The organism is Streptomyces griseoloalbus (genome assembly GCA_014650015.1).
Taxonomy (GTDB): domain Bacteria; phylum Actinomycetota; class Actinomycetes; order Streptomycetales; family Streptomycetaceae; genus Streptomyces; species Streptomyces griseoloalbus.
Genome location: BMUD01000006.1, coordinates 209,780 through 227,479 on the forward strand (window position 1 = coordinate 209,780; position 17,700 = coordinate 227,479).

A 17,700-nucleotide genomic window follows, 5' to 3' on the forward strand; every position below is an offset into this window, starting at 1 on the left:
CGCGGAAGCAACGGCGGTTGGGCCCCACTACTCGTCGTCGAGGCCGCGCTCTATGGCGTAGCGGACGAGTTCGACGCGGTTGTGCAGCTGAAGCTTGCCGAGGGTGTTCTGCACGTGGTTCTGCACCGTGCGGTGGGAGATGACGAGCCGTTCGGCGATCTGCTTGTAGCTCAGTCCCTTGGCGACCAGGCGCAGGACCTCGGTCTCGCGGTCGGTCAGCCGGGGCGCCCCGGCCTCGCCGTCTCCCGGGGCGGGGCCGGCCGGTTCGGAGGCGAGGCGGCGGTATTCGCCGAGGACCAGTCCGGCCAGGCCGGGGGTGAACACCGGGTCGCCGACGGCGGTACGCCGCACCGCGTCCTGCAGGTCCCCGGTGGAGGCGGACTTCAGCAGATAGCCGGTGGCGCCCGACTTCACCGCTTCCAGGACGTCGGCGTGCTCGCCGCTGGCCGACAGCACGAGCACGCGGACGGCGGGGTTCGCGGCGACGACCTCCTTGCAGACCTGGACGCCGGGCTTGCCGGGCAGGTTCAGGTCGAGGACGAGGACGTCGGGTGCGGTGGCCTTGGCGCGGCGCACCGCCTGGTCGCCGTCGCCGGCGGTGGCGACCACCTCGAAGCCGGACTCGGACAGGTCGCGGGCGACGGCGTCACGCCACATGGGGTGGTCGTCGACGACCATCACCCTGATCGGGTCCGGCCGTCCGTCGTGGCCGGTCTCCGGTCCGGCTGCCGTGTCGGTCATCGCTGCTCCGCCTTCCCCCGCGGTTCGTTCGCGTCCTTGAAGTCCTTGGGCACCTTCAGCTCGACCTCGGTGCCCTGCCCCGGCACCGAGATCAGCTCCGCGCTGCCGCCGAGGTCGCGCAGCCGGCCCCGGATGGACAGGGCCACGCCGAGCCGTCCCTCGCCCTCGGCCTGGGCGAGCCGGCCCTCGGGGATGCCGGGTCCGTCGTCGCGGACGGTGACGATCACCTCGTCCGGTTCGTCCTCGACCAGGATCCAGGCGCGCGCCTGCTCCCCCGCGTGCCTGCGGACGTTGTCCAGGGCGGCCCCGACGGCGGCGGCCACCTCCCGCGCGGCGGCCGGCGCGAGCCGGACCGGCGCTCCGGGCTCGGCGAGGCTGACCAGGGCGCCGGCGTAGGGGGCGAGCAGGGTGCGCAGGTCGACCGGTTCGTTCCCGGTGTCCTCGTGGTCCTGGTCCACGACCCGTACGACGGCACCCTCGGCGGCGTCCTCCGAGACCCGGGAGACCGGCAGGAGGCCGCCGGCGACCAGCGTGCGCAGCGCCACCTCCTGCTCCCCGGCCAGCCGTCCCAGTTCGGCGGCCTCGCCGCCGATCACCGCGCCGCGCCGCTGCACCATGGCGAGGACCTGGAGGACGCTGTCGTGGATGTCCCGCGCGAGCCGCTCCCGCTCCCTGGTCGCGGCCTCGATCTCCAGGGCGCGGGCGAGGGTGCGCTCGGAGGCGCGGGCGACCTCGACGACGTAGCCGATGGCGATGGAGGCGACCCACACGAGGATCACGTTGTGCACGGTGTCGCGGGCGGGGCTGCCGCGCTCGACCAGGTTGGCGGCGGCGACGAGGGTGGACGCGAGGGCCGCCCAGCGCCAGCCGCCCTTGACGGCGAACGCGAGCACCGATCCGGCGGTCCAGATGGACGGCAGGGTCGGACCGCCCGCCTGGACGCGTTCGTGCGCGTCGGCGAGGGGGGTGAGCAGGATGCCGGCGAGCGCGATGGTCAGGTCGGCGGTGAGGAAGCGCTTGGTGCAGGCGGCGGCGTTCGCGACCTTGGGCAGGGTGGCCAGGGTCCACACCGCCAGTACGGCGAAGTAGGCGACGGCGAGCCAGGGGCGGGTGAACTTCTCGTAGGCGGTGGCGAACAGGCCGACCGCGTACACCAGGGCGAGGACCCGGTAGCCGGTGAGGGCGCGCCACAGCGGCTGCTCGACCGACATTCTCATGACCTTCTCGCGCCCTGGCACGTCCCCCCCTTGGTCTGCCGCCCGGAACCCCGTCTAGGGTTCGGACCGCCGCTGCTCGGACCGGGCGCGCCCGGAGCGATCACGCCCGGACCGATCATGTTCGGTCCGCTCCGCCTCGGGCCTCTCCTCCTCGGACCGCTCCTCCTCGGGCCGCTCGTTCTGGGCCCGCGTCTTCTGGGCCCGCTCGCTCTCGGCCTGGTCCATGGCGGCCTTCAGCTTCTCGGCCCGTTCCTTCTCGGCTTCCTTCTCCGCGCGCGCGAGTGCGGCCCTGGCCGCCTTCTCCGCTTCCTTCTCGGCCTTGGCCGCCTCCGTGAGCTGCCGCTTCATGGCGGTGGCGTACATGTCGACGTACTCCTGGCCGGAGAGCTTCATGATCTCGTACATGACCTCGTCGGTCACCGCGCGCAGGACGAAGCGGTCGTGCTCCATGCCCTGGTAGCGGCTGAAGTCCAGCGGCCTGCCGATCCGGATACCGGGCCGCATCAGCTTCGGCACGACCTGCCCGGGCGGCTGGATCTTCTCCGTGTCGATCATGGCGACCGGGATCACGGGCGCTCCGGTGGCCAGCGCCACGCGCGCGAGGCCGCCGGGCTTGCCCCGGTAGAGCCGGCCGTCGGGCGAGCGGGTGCCCTCGGGGTAGATCCCGAACAGCTCGCCGCGCTCCAGCACCTCTATGCCGCTCCTGATCGCCGCCTCGCCCGCGCCGCGCGCGCCGGAGCGGTCCACCGGGAGCTGGCCCATACCCTTGAAGAAGGCGGCCGTCAGCCTGCCCTTCACGCCCGGCGTCGTGAAGTACTCGGCCTTGGCGATGAAGGTGACCTTGCGGTCCAGGACGGCGGGCAGGAAGAACGAGTCGGAGAACGACAGGTGGTTGCTGGCCAGGATGGCGGGGCCCTCGGCGGGGATGTTCGACAGGCCCTCCACCCAGGGCCTGAAGGCGAGCTTCAGCGGCCCTCCGATGGCGACCTTCATCGTGCCGTACAACAACCGAGTGCCTCCTGTGCGTGTTGGTCAGACCATATCCCGGAGCACCGTCAAAGGCCCCGACGGCCCTGGTCGGTGTCAGTGCGGTCGCGTACGGTGAAGGTCCTGCAATCCGTGTGCCCCCCTCCCCGGCCGTCATGACGTGCCGGCCCTTCTCACGAACAGGAGGCCGAAGGTGCCGCTCCTGACCGGAGCCGAACCGTTCCGCCATGAGGGCGGGGACGCCGCCGTCCTTCTCTGCCACGGCTTCACCGGTTCGCCGCAGTCGCTGCGCCCCTGGGCGGAGCATCTCGCCGAGCGCGGACTGACCGTCTCGCTGCCGCTGCTGCCCGGGCACGGCACCCGCTGGCAGGACCTCGGGGTCACCGGCTGGCAGGACTGGTACGCGGTGGTGGACCGCGAGCTGCGACTGCTGCGGGACCGCTGCGAGCGGGTGTTCGTGGCCGGGCTGTCGATGGGCGGCGCGCTGGCCCTGCGGCTGGCCGCGCGGCACGGTGACGCGGTGAGCGGGGTGATGGTCGTCAACCCGGCGAACCGGGTGCACGGGGTGGCCGCGCACGCCCTTCCGGTGCTCCGTCACCTGGTGCCCGCGACGAAGGGAATCGCGAGCGACATCGCGATGCCGTCGAGCACGGAGCTCGGGTACGAACGGGTGCCGCTGCACGCGGCCCACTCCCTGCGGAACCTCTTCCGGCTCGTCGACGGTGAGCTGCCCCAGGTCACCCAGCCGTTGCTGCTGCTGCGCAGCCCACAGGACCATGTGGTGCCGCCCGCGGACTCGGCGCGGATCCTCGGCCGCGTGTCGTCGACGGACGTCACGGAGATCCTGCTGGAACAGAGCTACCACGTGGCGACGTTGGACTACGACGCGGAGCGGATCTTCCAGGAGAGCACCGCGTTCATCGGCCGGCTCGCACCCGGCGCCGTCAAGGAGCCCGGTCTCGGCAAGGAAGGGACGACCGCAGGTGGCTGAGCACGACTCGGACCGCGAGGACCGCGAGGGCCGTGAAGGCAGAGAAGGCCGCGAGGGCCGCGAGGGCCGCGAAGGCCGTGAAGGCCGTGAAGGCCGCGAGCCGGAGGAGCAGGGCGTCCCCTTCGACGAGGACGCCGCGTGGGCGGCGATCGTCGCCGGGTACGGAGAGGAGCCGCCGGACCCGCCGGGCGCCAAGCCGTTCAAGTCGATCGAGGACCTGGCGCTGCTGGAGCCCGAGACCAACGAGGGGGGCGGCGTGCAGACCGAGGCGCCGCGGAAGGCCGAGGACAAGCCGACCAAGCCGCTGGGCGGCTCCGTCTCCTTCGCACCCGGGGTCGGCGGCCCGCGCGACTACAGCGTGGCCGAGCCGTCGGACGACGACCTCGACGAGAGCGACGAGGGCCACTTCGTGCCGCCGGAGCCGCCGCCGCTGCCGGATGCCGACGTCACCTCGAGGTTCGCCTGGCTGGGCGTGCTCGGCGGCCCGCTGCTCCTGCTGCTGGCGATACTGCTCGGCTGGGAGATGACGTGGTGGCTGACCACCCTGTGCATCGGCGGCTTCCTGGGCGGCTTCGCCACCCTGGTGATGCGCATGCGCACGGACGACGAGGACGACGGCGACCCGGGCCGGGGCGCGGTGGTCTGAGGGCTCTCAGACGCCCGGGATTCTGAGGGCGGCCAGGACCGGAAGGTGGTCCGTGGCCGCCCTCAGGTCGCGCTCGGTCACCCCGGGCTGCTCGAGCGGGACGCCGCACCCCAGGACCTCGACGCCCTTGGTGGCGAAGAGGGCGTCGATACGGCGGTGCGGGGCGTCACGGACCCAGGTGTGCTCGCCGCCCCAGGGTTCCGCCGCCCAGCAGTCGGTCAGGGACTCGCTCAACCGCCGGAACGTACGCCCCTCAGGCCGCTCGTTCAGGTCCCCGCCGGCGACCGCGTGCTCCACGCCCATCGCGGCGAGCCGGTCCAGCAGCATGCCGCCCTGCTGGTACCGCTCGTCCTCCCGCAGCGACAGATGACAGCTCAGCACGCCGATCCGGGCACCGCCGAACCGGACGACGGCGGTCGCGAAGCCGCGCCGGTGCTGCCCCGGGGTGAGCGGCAGCAGGACGTCCTCGGTGCGCTCGACGGTCGCCCGCAGGGAGCACAGGATCGCGGGCCCGGCGGCCGTGGCACCCCCGGAAAGGACCACCGTCCCGGACGCGGAGGCGAGCCGGGCCAGCTTCTTGCGCCACCGGAAGAAGCGCGGCGCCTCTTGGAGCAGGACCAGATCGGGGGCGCACGCGGTGATCACCCGGGCGAGGGCGCCGGTGTCGTCGCGCATCGAGCGGATGTTGTAACTCAGGACCCGGATGACGGCCGAACCGTCGGACTCGGTCCGGGAATCGGGCAGCAGCGGAGTCGTCGCCATGCGGATCAAGATACGCCGACCGGCACGACGTGACGCGGGTCGGCGCTCTGCACGGACGAGGACGTCACGCGCGTTCGGCTTCATCGTCGAGGAGTCGGTGCTGCCGCGGCACACGGGCGGCGAGGACGCCGTCGACCGGGGTGCGTACTCCGCGCGGCCCTCCACCGAGATCGCCCGCCGGATCGGTGGGCCGTGGGCGGAGTTCCCCGGCATCCACATGGAGTTCCTGCGCGATCCGGTGCTCTTCGCCGCGGCCCTGCGGGTGCCGGCGACGCGGATGCTGAGCCGTGAGGGACGGGTGCCCGCGGAATGGGCGGGAGGGCCCGCGCCGGGCGCCTGGCACGCCCCGCCTCACGTCATCGAGTGAGCGAGATCAGTGACGGCTGGAAGGGTCACCGGACGATCAGCCGACCACACGGCGGCGCCCGCCGCCCCCGGAGGGACCAGGCGGGCGCCGCCGTGCGCAGGGGCGGAGGTCACATGATCGGATCCGGCTCCCGGGCCAGGTCCGCCGCGCCCACCAGGCCGGCCTTGTTGCCGAGCTGGGCGGCGAGGACGTCGGCGACGGGGCGCCAGTTGCCGCCCACCAGCCAGCGCTTGTAGGACTTGCGGATCGGGCCGAGGACCAGTTCGCCCTCGTCGGAGAGGCCGCCGCCGACGATGAACGCCGACGGGTCGAAGAGGGAGGCCAGGTCGGCGAGGCCGGCGCCGACCCAGCGGGCCAGTTCGCGGTAGGAGTCGACGGCCACCCGGTCGCCCTGGCGGGCGGCCATGGAGATGTGCTTGCCCTCGATGCCGTCGGGGGTGCCGTCGCCGAGGGCGAGCAGCGTCTCGGCGTTCTCGGGGGTGGCGTTGGCGCGCTGCTTGGCGTAGCGGACGAGGGCGCGGCCGGAGGCGTACTGCTCCCAGCAGCCCTGGGAGCCGCAGCCGCACAGCAGGCCGTCCGGCACCATGCGGATGTGGCCGAACTCGGCGGCCACGCCGAAGTGGCCCCGGCGCAGCTTGTTGCCGATGATGATGCCGCCGCCGAGGCCGGTGCCGAGCGTGATGCAGATGACGTTGCGGTGGCCCTTGCCGCCGCCGAACCTGTACTCGCCCCAGGCCGCGGCGTTGGCGTCGTTCTCCACGACGACCGGGAGACCCGTGCGGGCCTCGACCTCGGCCTTGAGCGGCTCGTTGCGCCAGTCGATGTTGGGCGCGAAGTACACCGTCGAACGCTGGCGGTTGACGTACCCGGCCGCACCGATGCCCACGCCGACGATGTCGTGCCCGGCGCGGGCACCCTCCACCGCGGAGGCGATGGCGTCCACGATGCCCTCGGGCGTGCCCGGGGTCGGCACCTTGTGGGTCGAGAGGATGTTGCCTTCCTCGTCGACCACACCGGCCGCGATCTTGGTGCCGCCGATGTCGACGCCGATGGTGAGTCCCATGAATCCCTCAGTTCCGGTCGAGCCCCGCTACCGCCAACGGTACCCGAGGCCCTGCCCTCGGGGGCCCGGCGTCCGTACGGTGAGCGGGCCCGGCGGGGATCATGGGTCCCCGCCGGGTACCGCGGTGTCAGTCCAGGTCGATGCGCTGGCCGGGGCCGGTGCCGGGGTCGTCGTCCCCGTCCCGGCGCTCGTCGAGGTCGCGGGGATCGGTCTCGCCGGCCGTCCAGCGGCGCTCCTGCTCGCGCACCGCGGAGCGGTAGGCGGCGAGGAGTTCGTTGCCGGCGGCGGCGAGGTGGTCGAAGACGTCCGGGTTGCGTTCGATGACGGGGTCGACCGCGGCCTTGGCCTGCTGGACGACCTGGCGCACCACCTGCTGAGCGGCGGGTCCGGCGACCGCGCCGAACAAGGGGGACCGCAGTCCGGAGAGCTTGTCCGCGACGGCGTCGACGAGCTTCTTCAGCTCCTCGGCGGCCGAGCCGGCGGGCGGTCCGTACTGGGTGCGGCGGCGGGCCTTCTCCGCCTCGAGGTCCTCGGCGCAGGCGGCGGCCCAGGCGTCGGTGTCGGTTTCGGTGCCGGCCGCCCGTACGTCGTCCACCGGCTTGTCCACGGTGTCGTCCCCGGCCTTCTCCCAGGCGTCGTCGGACGGGGGGAGCTGTTCGCTCATGACGGACTCCTGACTGCGGATGGCCCCTCCGACGTTACCCGAACGGCCGCGGTCGCTTCACGGGGTGCGCGGCCACAGCTCCGGATCCGGCCGGAACCGGATGCGCAGCTCGCCCTCGCGCAGGGCGGCGCCGTCGACGGTGCAGCGACGCAGTGCGGAGGGCAGCGGGACGATGCGGCGGAACGGTCCGGCGGTGACGACGAGTTCGTCACCGCGCCGGATCAGGTCCAGTTCGTCGCGGCGGGCGTTGGGCAGGGGGAGGTGCCAGACGAGGACGCCGTCCTGGGCGAGGCGGTCGGTGACCGGCCACTCGACCGTAACGGTCCCCGCCCCGGCGCCGGGCACGGCGAGGGCGGCGAGGTCGTCCGTGCCGCGCGGGTCGCGTCCCAGGTGGGCGACCGGGTGGACGTCGTAGGACTCCCGCCACTCCTCCAGGGTCTTGCGCTGCTGGGCGACGGGGCCGGCGAGCCAGCTGTCCTCGACGCTCTCCGGGAGTACGCGGGTCGCGATCAGCGCGTCCGTGCGCAGTCCGCGCAGGGCGAGGCCGAGGGCCGTGGTGCGGATGGCGTCGGCACCGGCGGGGCCCGGTTCGGCGACCAGGCGTACGGCGGTGCCGCGGTCGGCGAGCACGGCCTCGACGGCGGCGAGTTGGAGGTCCAGGCGGGCCGCCGTCTCGTACAGCCACTGCGCGGGCAGCGGGACGCCGGCGAGGCGGCCGAGGACGGGGCGCAGGGCGCGGGCGGCCTGCCGCTCGGACGGGAGCAGGCGGCGCAGGTAGCGGCGGAGTTCCTCGGGGAGAGCGAGGAGGGAGAGGGCGCGCGGGGCGGGCGGGAGATCGACGACGAGGAGGTCGTACGCCTCGGACAGCGCGGCGTCGCGCAGGGCCCGCAGGACGGCGAGTTCCTCGGCGCCGGGGAGCGGACCGGTCTCCTCGGGTTCGAGCCGGGAGGCGCCGAGCAGGTCCAGCATGGAGGCGGCGCGGTCCTGGAGGGCGGCCAGATCGGCGCGGAAGCCCGCGTCGGGATCGACCCTGAGCGCGGTGAGTCCCGGGGCGGCCTCGACCGGCCCGGACCCGACGGGCACCCCCAGCACCGCGCCCAGGGTGTCCGTCCGGTCGGTGCCGAGCACCAGGGTGCGGGCGCCCTCACGGGCTGCGGCGAGCGCGGTGCCGGCCGCGACGGTCGTACGCCCGCTGCCGCCGGGGCCCGTGATCAGGAGAGTGCGCATGGGGGTGAACGCTACCGGTCGGGTCGGCGGGCGCGGCCGGAACCTCCGCTCGCCTCGGGGTCCCACCGGTCGGGGCGCTGCCTTAGGTCGGGCGGACCCGGGTCGTGCGGCCGCCGGACTGTGTCACTTTCCAGGAAGGTGTCACAGTTCCCGGCCCCAGCACCCCGGCCCTCCCGGCCACGGCTCCGGCGCCCGCCCTTGCGGAGCCCTACTCGGGGCCCGCCTCCACCCGCTTCTTCAGGCCCGCCAGGGCGCGGTCGATGATGACCTTCTCGGCCTTGCGCTTGATCATGCCGAGCATGGGGATCTTGACGTCGACGGTCAGCCGGTAGGTGACCTCGGTCGTGCCGGTGCCGGCCGGGGTGAGGAGGTAGGAGCCGTCGAGGGAGCGGAGCATCTGGGACTTCACCAGGGTCCAGGAGACCTCGTGCTCGCCGGTCCAGGTGTAGGCCAGTGTCTGGTCGTCCTTGATCGCGCCGGCGTCCATGACGAGGCGCACCTGCTCGGCGCGGCCCTCGCCGTCGGTCTTGAGGACCTCCGCCTCCTTCACCTCGCCCGTCCAGTCCGGATAGCGTGCGAAGTCGGCGATCACCCCCATGACGTCGGCCGGTGCCGCCTCGATCGTGATGCTCGAGCTGGTGTGTTCCGCCATCGCCGTGGCTCCTCCGGATGCGGCCGGTACTCGGATCGCCGTGCGCGAGTGCAGCGCACGCCTGTGCAGCGGAAGGCTACCGCGCAGCCGACCGGCGCAACTCACCCCACCTGGGGCGTCCACGCCCTTCGGGCCTCACCACTCGAGTGCCCAGGGCCGCCCGCTGCCCGCGAAGTGCCCCACGTTGACGCACTCGGTGGCGCCGATCCGCATCCGCCGCACCAGGGGCTGGTGCACATGCCCGAAGAGTGCGTAGCGGGGCCGGGTACGGCGGATGGCGTCCAGCAGCGCCCGGCTGCCCCGTTCGAAGCGGCGCGCGACGGTGTCGTACACCAGCTCCGGCACCTCCGGCGGGATGTGGGTGCACAGCACGTCGACCTCGCCGACGGCCTCGATCTTCGCCGCGTACTCCTCGTCACTGATCTCGTACGGCGTGCGCATGGGCGTACGCAGTCCCCCGCCGACGAAGCCGAAGGTCCGGCCGCCGATCTCCACCCGCTCCCCGTCGAGGACGGTCGTACCGGGCCCGGCGTACTCGTGCCACAGGGGTGGCATGTCGACGTTGCCGTAGGTGGCGTACGTCGGGGTGGGGAAGGCGGCGAACAGCTCGGCGTACTGCTTGCGCACCGCCTTCTCGATCGCCGCGGCCCGGTCCGTGCCGATGCCCGCCCACAGCCGGCGCTGGAACTCGCGCGCCTCCTCGAAGCGGCGGGCGGTGCGTAGCTCCACGATGCGGTCGGCGTTCCCGGTGCCGAACAGGTCGGGGAAGATGCCGCGCGAGTGGTCGGCGTAGTCGAGGAAGAGCACCAGGTCGCCCAGGCAGATCAGGGCGTCGGCGCCCTCGCCGGCCCGGGTTAGGTCACGGGCGTTGCCGTGCACGTCACTGACCACGTGGACACGCGTGCGGTGCTTGCCGCCTGGAGTGGGTGCCATGGCGATCAAGGGTAAGCGTGTGCGGCATGCGTGAACAATGGCGGGCGGACCTGCGGTTACTGGCTCGTCGGTGAGGGGGTGGACTACTGTGCGCTATGGAACACCAGCCTGTGTGACGCAGCGAACATCTCGCCGGGCCCCCCTGTCGTAGACGCCATACCGGCGGGTAACGTCCGGGCAGTCCAGTCGTGCTCGGGATTTCAACAGGTGAATTCGCGAGCATCCGCCCCGAGCCTTGGACCGCACCGTCGCATCGCACCACGTAGTGGCGCCGGCGCCCTAAGAGGAGCAGCAGTCTTGCGCGAGTTCAGCCTTCCGGCTTTGTACGAGGTCCCAGCGGACGGCAATCTGACCGACATCGTCCGCAGAAACGCCGCGCAGCACCCCGACGTCGCCGTCATCGCCCGCAAGGTCGGCGGCAGCTGGCAGGACGTGACGGCGACCACCTTCCTGGCGGAGGTGCGGGCGGCCGCCAAGGGCATGATCGCCGCGGGGGTGCAGCCCGGCGACCGGGTCGGCCTGATGTCCCGCACCCGTTACGAGTGGACGCTGCTGGACTTCGCGATCTGGAGCGCCGGCGCGGTCACCGTGCCGGTGTACGAGACCAGTTCGCCGGAGCAGGTGGCGTGGATCCTCGGCGACTCCGGTGCCACGGCCTGCTTCGTGGAGCTCGAGACGCACGCCGCGACCGTGGAGTCGGTGCGCGACCGGCTGCCCGCGTTGAAGAACCTGTGGCGGATCGAGGCCGACGGCATCGAGGAGCTGGGCCGGCTCGGCCGGGACGTCGGCGACGAGACGGTCGAGGAGCGCAGCTCCTTCGCGAAGGCGGACGACGCGGCGACCATCGTCTACACCTCCGGTACGACGGGCCGCCCCAAGGGCTGTGTGCTCACGCACCGCAGTTTCTTCGCCGAGTGCGGCAACATCGTGGAGCGGCTGCGCCCGCTGTTCCGTACCGGCGAGTGCTCGGTGCTGCTGTTCCTGCCGCTGGCGCACGTCTTCGGGCGGCTGGTGCAGATCGCGCCCATGATGGCGCCGATCAAGCTGGGCTGCCTGCCCGACATCAAGAACCTCACGGACGAGCTGGCCTCCTTCCGGCCGACGCTGATCCTGGGCGTGCCGCGGGTCTTCGAGAAGGTCTACAACTCGGCGCGGGCGAAGGCGCAGGCCGACGGCAAGGGGAAGATCTTCGACAAGGCGGCGGACACGGCGATCGCCTACAGCCGGTCGCTGGACACGCCGTCCGGGCCGTCGATCGGCCTGAGGATCAGGCACAGGGTGTTCGACAAGCTGGTCTACGGCAAGCTGCGCGCGGTACTGGGCGGGCGCGGTGAGTACGCCATCTCCGGCGGTGCCCCGCTGGGCGAGCGTCTGGGCCACTTCTTCCGCGGTATCGGCTTCAGCGTGCTGGAGGGCTACGGCCTGACCGAGTCCTGTGCGGCCACCGCGTTCAACCCGTGGGACCGGCAGAAGATCGGCACGGTCGGCCAGCCGCTGCCCGGCTCGGTGATCCGCATAGCGGACGACGGTGAGGTGCTGCTGCACGGTGAGCACCTGTTCAAGGAGTACTGGAACAACCCGGGCGCGACCGCCGAGGCCCTGGCCGACGGCTGGTTCCACACCGGGGACATCGGCACCCTGGACGAGGACGGCTATCTGCGGATCACCGGCCGCAAGAAGGAGATCCTGGTGACGGCGGGCGGCAAGAACGTCGCCCCGGCGGTGATCGAGGACCGTATCCGTGCGCACGCGCTGGTCGCGGAGTGCATGGTGGTGGGCGACGGGCGGCCGTTCGTGGGCGCGCTGGTCACCATCGACGAGGAGTTCCTGGGCCGCTGGGCGGCCGAGCACGGCAAGCCGGCGGGTTCCACGGCGGCGTCGCTGAGCGAGGACGCGGACCTGCTCGCGGAGGTCCAGTCGGCGGTCGACGACGGCAACGCGGCGGTGTCGAAGGCGGAGTCCGTGCGCAAGTTCCGCATCCTGCCCGCGCAGTTCACCGAGGAGTCGGGGCATCTCACCCCGTCGCTGAAGCTGAAGCGGAGCGTGGTGGCGAAGGATTACGCGCACGAGATCGAGGCGATCTACGCGAAGTAGGACGTCGGTGCCCATGAGGGTGCCGGGGGCGCGCTGTGTCGGCGGCTTTCCGTCGTTCGTGGCTGGTCGCGCCCTCGCGGCGGAGCCGCATGATGTCGCGGCCCCGCTGCCGCTGAGGGGTTTGCCGCCGAGGGTGTCGTCCTACAGCAGTCGCTTCAGGTGCTCCGCCAGCAGGTCCCAGCGCCACTTCTCCTCGACCCATGCGCGGCCCCGCTCGCCCATCCTGCGGCGCAGTTCCTCGTCGCCCAGAAGGGTGACGACGCGATCGGCGGTCTGGTCGGGGGAGTCGCCGCGGACGACCCAGCCGGTCTCCCCGTCGAGGACCGCGTCGGGGGCGCCGCCGGAGTCGCCGGCGACGACGGGCAGGCCGGTCGCGGAAGCCTCCAGGTAGACGATGCCGAGCCCCTCGACGTCCAGTCCCCCGCGCCGGGTGCGGCAGGGCATGGCGAAGACGTCCCCGGCGCCGTAGTGGGCGGGCAGCTCGGACCAGGGGACGGAGCCGGTGAAGCGCACGGAGGCGGCGACACCCGTGTCGCGCGCGAGGGCGCGCAGGTCCTTCTCGTAGGGGCCGCCGCCGACGATCAGCAGCACGGCGTCCGGCTCGGCCGCCAGGATCGCGGGCATCGCCCGGATCAGGGTGTCCTGCCCCTTGCGGGGCACCAGCCGCGAGACGCACACGACCACCGGCCGGTCGGTCAGCCCGAGCCGTGCCCGGACCTCGTCGCCGCCCGAGCCGGGGTGGAAGGTCTTCTCGTCGACCCCGGGCGGCAGTTGCACCATCCGCGAGGCAGCCTCGGGGGTGAGCGCGGCGGCGATCCGGGAGCGGGTGTACTCGCCGAGGTGGGTGATCGTGTCGGTGGACTCGCCGATCCGGCGCAGCAGCTGCCGCGCGGCGGGCAGCTGGGCCCATCCGGCCTCGTGGCCGTGGGTGGTGGCCACGATCCGCTCGGCGCCCGCCCGGCGCAGCGCCGGTGCCATCAGCCCGAGCGGCGCCGCCGCCCCGAACCACACCGAGGTGCACCCGTGCTCGCGCAGCAGCCCGACGGCCCGCCGGGTGACCCCCGGCGTCGGCAGCAGCATCGTCGTGCGGTCGCGTACGACGGTGAAGGGCTGCTCGGCGTCGAAGGCGGCGGTCGCCTCGACGCCCTCCCGGGTGCGCTTCCAGGTGGAGGCGTAGACGACGAGCCGTTCCGGGTCCAGCCGCAGCGCCATGTTGTGCAGGAACGCCTGGATGCCGCCGGGCCGGGGCGGGAAGTCGTTGGTCACGATCAGGGTCTTGTGCATCGCCGCCGACCCTACCGAACGGGGTTCCACCGTTCGCCACGGCGGCGCTCTGTGGCACGTACACGGGGGTCCGCGCCATCATGGGCCCTCAGGACCGCACACCGGACGGACAGGAATCGCGTGAAGACGACGGCCGCACGAGGGTCCCTCGCATGGCTCCTGGGCATCTGGGCAGTGACGAGAACGGCCCTGCTGCTGTGCGTCCTCAAGGTGATCGTCTTCCCCGGCCCGGACGTCACCAGCGATGTGTCGGTGATCTACCGGGGCTGGTACGACGTCCTGCGCGCCGGAACGTTCCCGCTGGACGACGTCACCTGGCAGTACCCGCCCGCAGCGGCCCTGGCGATCCTCTCCCCCGGCCTGCTGCCCTTCCTGCAGTACGCCACCGCGTTCTTCGTCCTGGCCCTCGTCGCCGACCTGGTCACGCTGGCCCTGCTGCTGTACGCGGGCCGTGGCCCCGCCCGGACGTGGGGCGGGGCCCTGGTGTGGGTGGCGGGCGTGCCACTGCTCGGGCCGACGGTGTACGCGCGCTACGACGTGATGGTGACCGCGGTGGCGGTGGCCGCGCTGCTGGCCGCCGCCCGGTACCCCCGGCTGATGGGCGCGCTGGCCGGCTTCGGGGCGCTGCTGAAGGTGTGGCCGGCCCTGCTGCTCCTCGCGGTGCGCCGGCGCGGTGCGTGGGTGTCGGCGGCGGTGACCGGCGTCGCCGTGGCCGCCGTGTTCACCGTGCTCATGCCGGGGGCGTTCGCGTTCCTCACCTTCCAGCGGGACCGGGGCACGGAGATCGAGTCGCTGGGGTCCCTCGTCTTCCATGTGGCCCGGCATCACGGCTGGGAGGGTGAGGTGCTGCTCAACTACGGCTCGGTGGAGTTCCTCGGGCCGTACGTGACCTGGGTGAGCACGGGCGCGCTGGTGCTGGCCGGGGTGGCGCTGGCCTGGCTGGTGCTGTGGCGGCTGCTGGCCACCCGTTTCGAGGCGCACACCGTCGCCGACGCCGCGTTCGTGGCGGTGCTGCTGTTCACCACCACCAGCCGGGTGATCAGCCCCCAGTACATGGTGTGGCTGGTCGGGCTGGGCGCGGTCTGCCGCTGTTTCCGCGGCAGCCGGATGCGGCTGCCGGTCGCGCTGGTGCTGGCGGCGTCGTTCGTGACGGTGCTGGAGTTCCCGCTCTGGTTCGCCCATGTCGTGGCCGGCGACCCGCTGGGCATCGGCCTGCTGGTGCTCCGCAACGGGCTGCTGGTGGCGGCGTCGCTCCTCGCGGCCCGCAGGCTGTGGTGCGCCACGGTCCCGCTTCCGGCCCCGCTCCCCCGACAGCCGACCGCCCGCTCCAGCGAGGCCCCGGTCGCACCCTGATCCCGCGCCACCGGAATCCGGCCCCGCGCCGCCCTGACGAGCGCCTGCGCACGACCGGACGAGCGCAGGCGTACGGCCCGGACGAGCGCCTGCGCACGGCCCACCGGTCCCGGCGCGGCCGAACCGGCACCCCCCGACCGTCGCACGCCGCCCCTGCGCCGCGCGCATCCGTCGCGGCCCCCACGAACCCCGGCCCGCCCTGCCCCGGCCGCCCCCGGACTCGCGCCCGCCCAGAGCCCACCGGGCAGGCCGAGCCGGTCGGCGTACGTCCGAGCGGTGGCGGGCGCCGCGTCGATGCCGCCGGGTCCGTCCGCGGGGCCGAGTCCGTCAAGGCCGCCCGCGAGGCCGAGTCCGTCGAGGCCGCCCGCGAGGCCGGGTCCGTTCAGCCCAGCCGGTCCACCACGTACTGCCGCCACTGTGCCGTGAACTCCTGCGGGGTGATGCCGAGGACGCGGTGCATGGCGTCCTCGACCGCGCCGTCGCGCCCCTGATGCGCGCCCACCGCGCGGTAGAACGCGCCGAGGCGTTCCTCGCCCCAGCGGTCGGCGATCAGGCGGCAGGCCATCCAGCCGCCCTCGTAGGCCCGGGCGAGGCGGTCGGCGTCGCCGGAGAAGCCGAAGTCCTCGTCGTCCGGCAGTGCGTCCGGTACCTCGCCGCGGCCCACCGCGGAGGCGAGCTCCGGCGCGGCCTCGTCGGGGGTGCGGTCGCCGCCGCGGTAGCCGACCCAGTCGGCGAAGCCCTCGGAGAGCCACAGCGGGGTCGCTGCGGAGGTGTGGGCGCGGGTGGCGACATGGGTGGTCTCGTGGGTGAGGACGACCTGCCGGCCCGAGTCGCCGAGCAGTCCGAAGGCGTCCGGGTTGACGATGACCCGGTCCGCCGGCGCCCGCACTTGGGGACCGGTCGCGCCGGTGGTGACCGCCGCGATGCCCCGGTAGGAGGAGGCGGGCGAGGCCAGCAGGCCCGCCATGCCCTCCAGCGACTCCGGCACCAGGACGACGACCCGGCGGGACCACCGCGGGCCCCAGGCGTCGGACACGGCGGGCACCGCGCGGTCCGCCAGCTCGGCGTAGTCACGCAGTTCCGCCCCGGTCCGTCCGACGCCCAGCACCAGGCTGTGCTCGCCCTGGACGGCCCGTGCGGTGCCCTGGTCCCACAGCTGCTGGCCGGACTTCCTCGCGGGGCGGTCGGAGTCGACGGACCAGTGGCCGTCCCGGTCCCGGCTCAGGCGCAGGGAGCGGGCGGTGGTGACCGGGGACCGGTCGTAGCCCTCGACGCGGTAGCTCAGGTCGGCGGAGGCGGTGGCGGTGTCACCGGTGCGGTCGAGGGCGGTGACCCGGTAGGACCAGTCCGCGAGCGGTACCGCGCGCAGGTTGCCGAACCCGGCCCGGGTGCCGGTGCGGGCGTAGGCGGCGGCGTCCTGCTCGAGGACGGCCCGAGCGCGCCGGTCGAGGAGCGACTGCACCTGCGCGCGGGCGCCGTCGACGGCCGTTCCCCCGCCGCACGCGACCAGGGAGACGAGCAGCAGACACAGCGCCACCACCGACGCCCCCGACACCCGCCTTCGACCAGCCACCTGTCCGAGGGTACGGGCGCCGGGCCGTGACGGTCAGACCCTGGTGACCGACGAGACGGGCATCATCCCGACCGGGTCGTAGCGCACGGGGGCACCGGGGTAGGGCGCGTGGATCACCTGGCCGTTGCCCGCGTACATCCCGACATGGCCGGCGTCGGAGCGGTAGACGACGAGATCGCCGGGCCGCGCCTCGGAGAGCGGGACCTGCCGGCCGGCGTACCGCTGGGCCTGCGAGGTGCGCGGCAGGGACACCCCGGCCTGCGCGTACGACCACTGGATCAGTCCGGAGCAGTCGAAGCCGGCGGGGCCGTTGGCGCCCCAGACGTAGGGCTTGCCGAGGGCGGCGCGGGCGGCGGCCAGGGCGGCGGCGGCGCGTGCCGAGGCGGGGGTGCCGCCGGGGCCGAGCAGGTCCGCGCGTGCGGAGCGGGTGGCGCGGTCCCAGGTGGCGCGTTCGCCGGCCGGGAGGGAGTTGAGCAGTCGGCGGGCCTCGGCGAGCTTGCGTTCCACGGTCCGCTTGTGGGCGGCGACGGCCCTGCGGCTCTTCTCCAGCGCGCCGAGCTTGCCGGCCGCCTCCGCGCGGTCCTGCGCGAGGGAGCGCAGGGCGCCCCGGAGTCTCTTCAGCTCACCGGCCTGGTGGACGGTGATCCGGTCGAGGACGGAGGCCTTCGCGAGGTAGTCCTCCGGGTCGTCGGCGAAGAGCAGGGCGAGGGAGGGGTCGAAGCCGCCGGAGCGGTACTGGGCGCCGGCGAGCGAGCCCAGCGACTCCCGCACGGTGTTGACGCGTTCCTGCCGCCGGGCGATCTTGTCCTGTGCGGTGGCGATCTCCCGGCGCAGGCCGTCGCAGCGCTCGTCGGCCTCGTTGTACGCCTCGGTCGCCTTCTCCGCCTCCCGGTAGAGGCGGTCCACCTCGGCACGGGTGTCGTCGAACGGCGTGGCCGCGGCCGGTACCGCGCCGAGGGCGGTGGCCGCTGCGGACAGCAGACCGAGGGCGACGACGGCACCCCGGTCGGATCCGGAGGACGGTGCGATACGGCGATGGGACCCCACGGGAAGCCGTGCTCCTTCCGCTGACGGACAGGGAAACGCGGCAGACAGTAGCCCCCACGGCGGCGGCCGGACCAAACGGCCGCGGCGGCCGCACACGGT

General features: G+C 73.4%; 17 protein-coding genes. 5 read left to right on the forward strand and 12 right to left on the reverse strand.

Annotated features, from left to right (window positions below; translation table 11 throughout):
* Positions 1 to 27 precede the first annotated feature (27 nt).
* The 3 genes from IE178_RS11620 to IE178_RS11630 are packed head-to-tail and all read right to left on the reverse strand — an operon-like array spanning position 28 to position 2,951.
* A complete protein-coding gene (locus tag IE178_RS11620) occupies positions 28 to 741 on the reverse strand; it encodes a response regulator (protein WP_184763348.1) in 714 nt (237 codons plus the stop codon).
* Positions 738 to 1,979 (reverse strand): MacS family sensor histidine kinase, encoded by a 1,242-nt coding sequence (gene macS / locus IE178_RS11625; RefSeq protein WP_193512170.1) that lies wholly within the window; start codon positions 1,977 to 1,979, stop codon positions 738 to 740. Before macS ends, IE178_RS11620 begins: the two co-directional genes overlap by 4 nt.
* A gap of 33 nt (positions 1,980 to 2,012) precedes the next feature.
* The gene (locus IE178_RS11630) at positions 2,013 to 2,951 is read right to left on the reverse strand and encodes a lysophospholipid acyltransferase family protein (protein ID WP_193512258.1); all 939 of its coding nucleotides are present in this window, start codon (positions 2,949 to 2,951) and stop codon (positions 2,013 to 2,015) included.
* 187 nt (positions 2,952 to 3,138) lie between these two features.
* Between IE178_RS11630 and IE178_RS11635 the strand changes: the two genes are divergently transcribed.
* Positions 3,139 to 3,936, forward strand: coding sequence for an alpha/beta hydrolase (locus tag IE178_RS11635; protein WP_184763346.1), 798 nt, complete (start codon positions 3,139 to 3,141; stop codon positions 3,934 to 3,936).
* A complete protein-coding gene (locus IE178_RS11640; protein WP_193512171.1) occupies positions 3,929 to 4,582 on the forward strand; it encodes a hypothetical protein in 654 nt (217 codons plus the stop codon). The genes IE178_RS11635 and IE178_RS11640 overlap by 8 nt, the downstream gene beginning before the upstream one ends.
* A gap of 6 nt (positions 4,583 to 4,588) precedes the next feature.
* On the opposite strand, the gene IE178_RS11645 is transcribed toward IE178_RS11640, so the two are convergent.
* Positions 4,589 to 5,344, reverse strand: a complete 756-nt coding sequence (locus tag IE178_RS11645) for an endonuclease/exonuclease/phosphatase family protein (protein ID WP_193512172.1) — start codon at positions 5,342 to 5,344, stop codon at positions 4,589 to 4,591.
* On the opposite strand from IE178_RS11645, the gene IE178_RS11650 reads away from it, so the two are divergent.
* The gene (locus IE178_RS11650; protein ID WP_318279989.1) at positions 5,343 to 5,711 is read left to right on the forward strand and encodes a hypothetical protein; all 369 of its coding nucleotides are present in this window, start codon (positions 5,343 to 5,345) and stop codon (positions 5,709 to 5,711) included. The two genes, IE178_RS11645 and IE178_RS11650, sit on opposite strands and share 2 nt — an antisense overlap.
* Before the next feature lie 109 nt (positions 5,712 to 5,820).
* Here the strand turns inward: IE178_RS11650 and IE178_RS11655 are convergent, their stop codons facing one another.
* From IE178_RS11655 to IE178_RS11675, 5 genes are all read right to left on the reverse strand, one after another.
* On the reverse strand, positions 5,821 to 6,774 hold the full coding sequence (locus IE178_RS11655; RefSeq protein ID WP_184763343.1) for an ROK family glucokinase: 954 nt from the start codon (positions 6,772 to 6,774) through the stop codon (positions 5,821 to 5,823).
* A 127-nt stretch (positions 6,775 to 6,901) separates the two neighbouring features.
* Positions 6,902 to 7,438: a DUF5304 domain-containing protein gene (locus tag IE178_RS11660; RefSeq protein WP_193512173.1), complete on the reverse strand. Its 537-nt coding sequence runs from the start codon at positions 7,436 to 7,438 to the stop codon at positions 6,902 to 6,904.
* A gap of 57 nt (positions 7,439 to 7,495) precedes the next feature.
* Positions 7,496 to 8,665, reverse strand: a complete 1,170-nt coding sequence (locus IE178_RS11665) for an ArsA family ATPase (RefSeq protein WP_184763341.1) — start codon at positions 8,663 to 8,665, stop codon at positions 7,496 to 7,498.
* A 208-nt stretch (positions 8,666 to 8,873) separates the two neighbouring features.
* Positions 8,874 to 9,317, reverse strand: coding sequence for an SRPBCC family protein (locus tag IE178_RS11670; protein ID WP_184763340.1), 444 nt, complete (start codon positions 9,315 to 9,317; stop codon positions 8,874 to 8,876).
* Between the two features lie 135 nt (positions 9,318 to 9,452).
* Positions 9,453 to 10,250, reverse strand: coding sequence for a metallophosphoesterase family protein (locus IE178_RS11675; RefSeq protein WP_193512174.1), 798 nt, complete (start codon positions 10,248 to 10,250; stop codon positions 9,453 to 9,455).
* Positions 10,251 to 10,547: 297 nt separating this feature from the next.
* Here IE178_RS11675 and IE178_RS11680 point away from each other — a divergent pair, with 297 nt between their 5' ends.
* Positions 10,548 to 12,344 (forward strand): AMP-dependent synthetase/ligase, encoded by a 1,797-nt coding sequence (locus tag IE178_RS11680; protein ID WP_193512175.1) that lies wholly within the window; start codon positions 10,548 to 10,550, stop codon positions 12,342 to 12,344.
* 141 nt (positions 12,345 to 12,485) lie between these two features.
* Here IE178_RS11680 and IE178_RS11685 read toward each other — a convergent pair whose 3' ends face one another.
* A complete protein-coding gene (locus IE178_RS11685; protein ID WP_193512176.1) occupies positions 12,486 to 13,628 on the reverse strand; it encodes a glycosyltransferase family 4 protein in 1,143 nt (380 codons plus the stop codon).
* A gap of 120 nt (positions 13,629 to 13,748) precedes the next feature.
* Here IE178_RS11685 and IE178_RS11690 point away from each other — a divergent pair, with 120 nt between their 5' ends.
* Entirely contained in the window at positions 13,749 to 14,981 is a 1,233-nt protein-coding gene (locus IE178_RS11690) for a glycosyltransferase 87 family protein (RefSeq protein ID WP_193512177.1), read from the forward strand.
* 382 nt (positions 14,982 to 15,363) lie between these two features.
* Here IE178_RS11690 and IE178_RS11695 read toward each other — a convergent pair whose 3' ends face one another.
* Positions 15,364 to 16,554: a hypothetical protein gene (locus IE178_RS11695; protein ID WP_318279990.1), complete on the reverse strand. Its 1,191-nt coding sequence runs from the start codon at positions 16,552 to 16,554 to the stop codon at positions 15,364 to 15,366.
* A gap of 33 nt (positions 16,555 to 16,587) precedes the next feature.
* Positions 16,588 to 17,601 carry a C40 family peptidase gene (locus tag IE178_RS11700; protein WP_193512178.1) on the reverse strand — a complete coding sequence of 338 codons (1,014 nt, stop codon included), beginning with the start codon at positions 17,599 to 17,601 and terminating at the stop codon, positions 16,588 to 16,590.
* Between the last annotated feature and the right edge of the window lie 99 nt (positions 17,602 to 17,700).

What these genes read in the sequence shown, in the direction of transcription:
- IE178_RS11620 (WP_184763348.1), bottom strand. Translation starts at nt 741, where the DNA reads ATGACCGACACGGCAGCCGGACCGGAGACCGGCCACGACGGACGGCCG.
- IE178_RS11630 (WP_193512258.1), bottom strand. Translation starts at nt 2,951, where the DNA reads ATGAAGGTCGCCATCGGAGGGCCGCTGAAGCTCGCCTTCAGGCCCTGG.
- IE178_RS11650 (WP_318279989.1), top strand. Translation starts at nt 5,343, where the DNA reads ATGCGGATCAAGATACGCCGACCGGCACGACGTGACGCGGGTCGGCGC.
- IE178_RS11645 (WP_193512172.1), bottom strand. Translation starts at nt 5,344, where the DNA reads ATGGCGACGACTCCGCTGCTGCCCGATTCCCGGACCGAGTCCGACGGT.
- IE178_RS11655 (WP_184763343.1), bottom strand. Translation starts at nt 6,774, where the DNA reads ATGGGACTCACCATCGGCGTCGACATCGGCGGCACCAAGATCGCGGCC.
- IE178_RS11660 (WP_193512173.1), bottom strand. Translation starts at nt 7,438, where the DNA reads ATGAGCGAACAGCTCCCCCCGTCCGACGACGCCTGGGAGAAGGCCGGG.
- IE178_RS11665 (WP_184763341.1), bottom strand. Translation starts at nt 8,665, where the DNA reads ATGCGCACTCTCCTGATCACGGGCCCCGGCGGCAGCGGGCGTACGACC.
- IE178_RS11670 (WP_184763340.1), bottom strand. Translation starts at nt 9,317, where the DNA reads ATGGCGGAACACACCAGCTCGAGCATCACGATCGAGGCGGCACCGGCC.
- IE178_RS11675 (WP_193512174.1), bottom strand. Translation starts at nt 10,250, where the DNA reads ATGGCACCCACTCCAGGCGGCAAGCACCGCACGCGTGTCCACGTGGTC.
- IE178_RS11685 (WP_193512176.1), bottom strand. Translation starts at nt 13,628, where the DNA reads ATGCACAAGACCCTGATCGTGACCAACGACTTCCCGCCCCGGCCCGGC.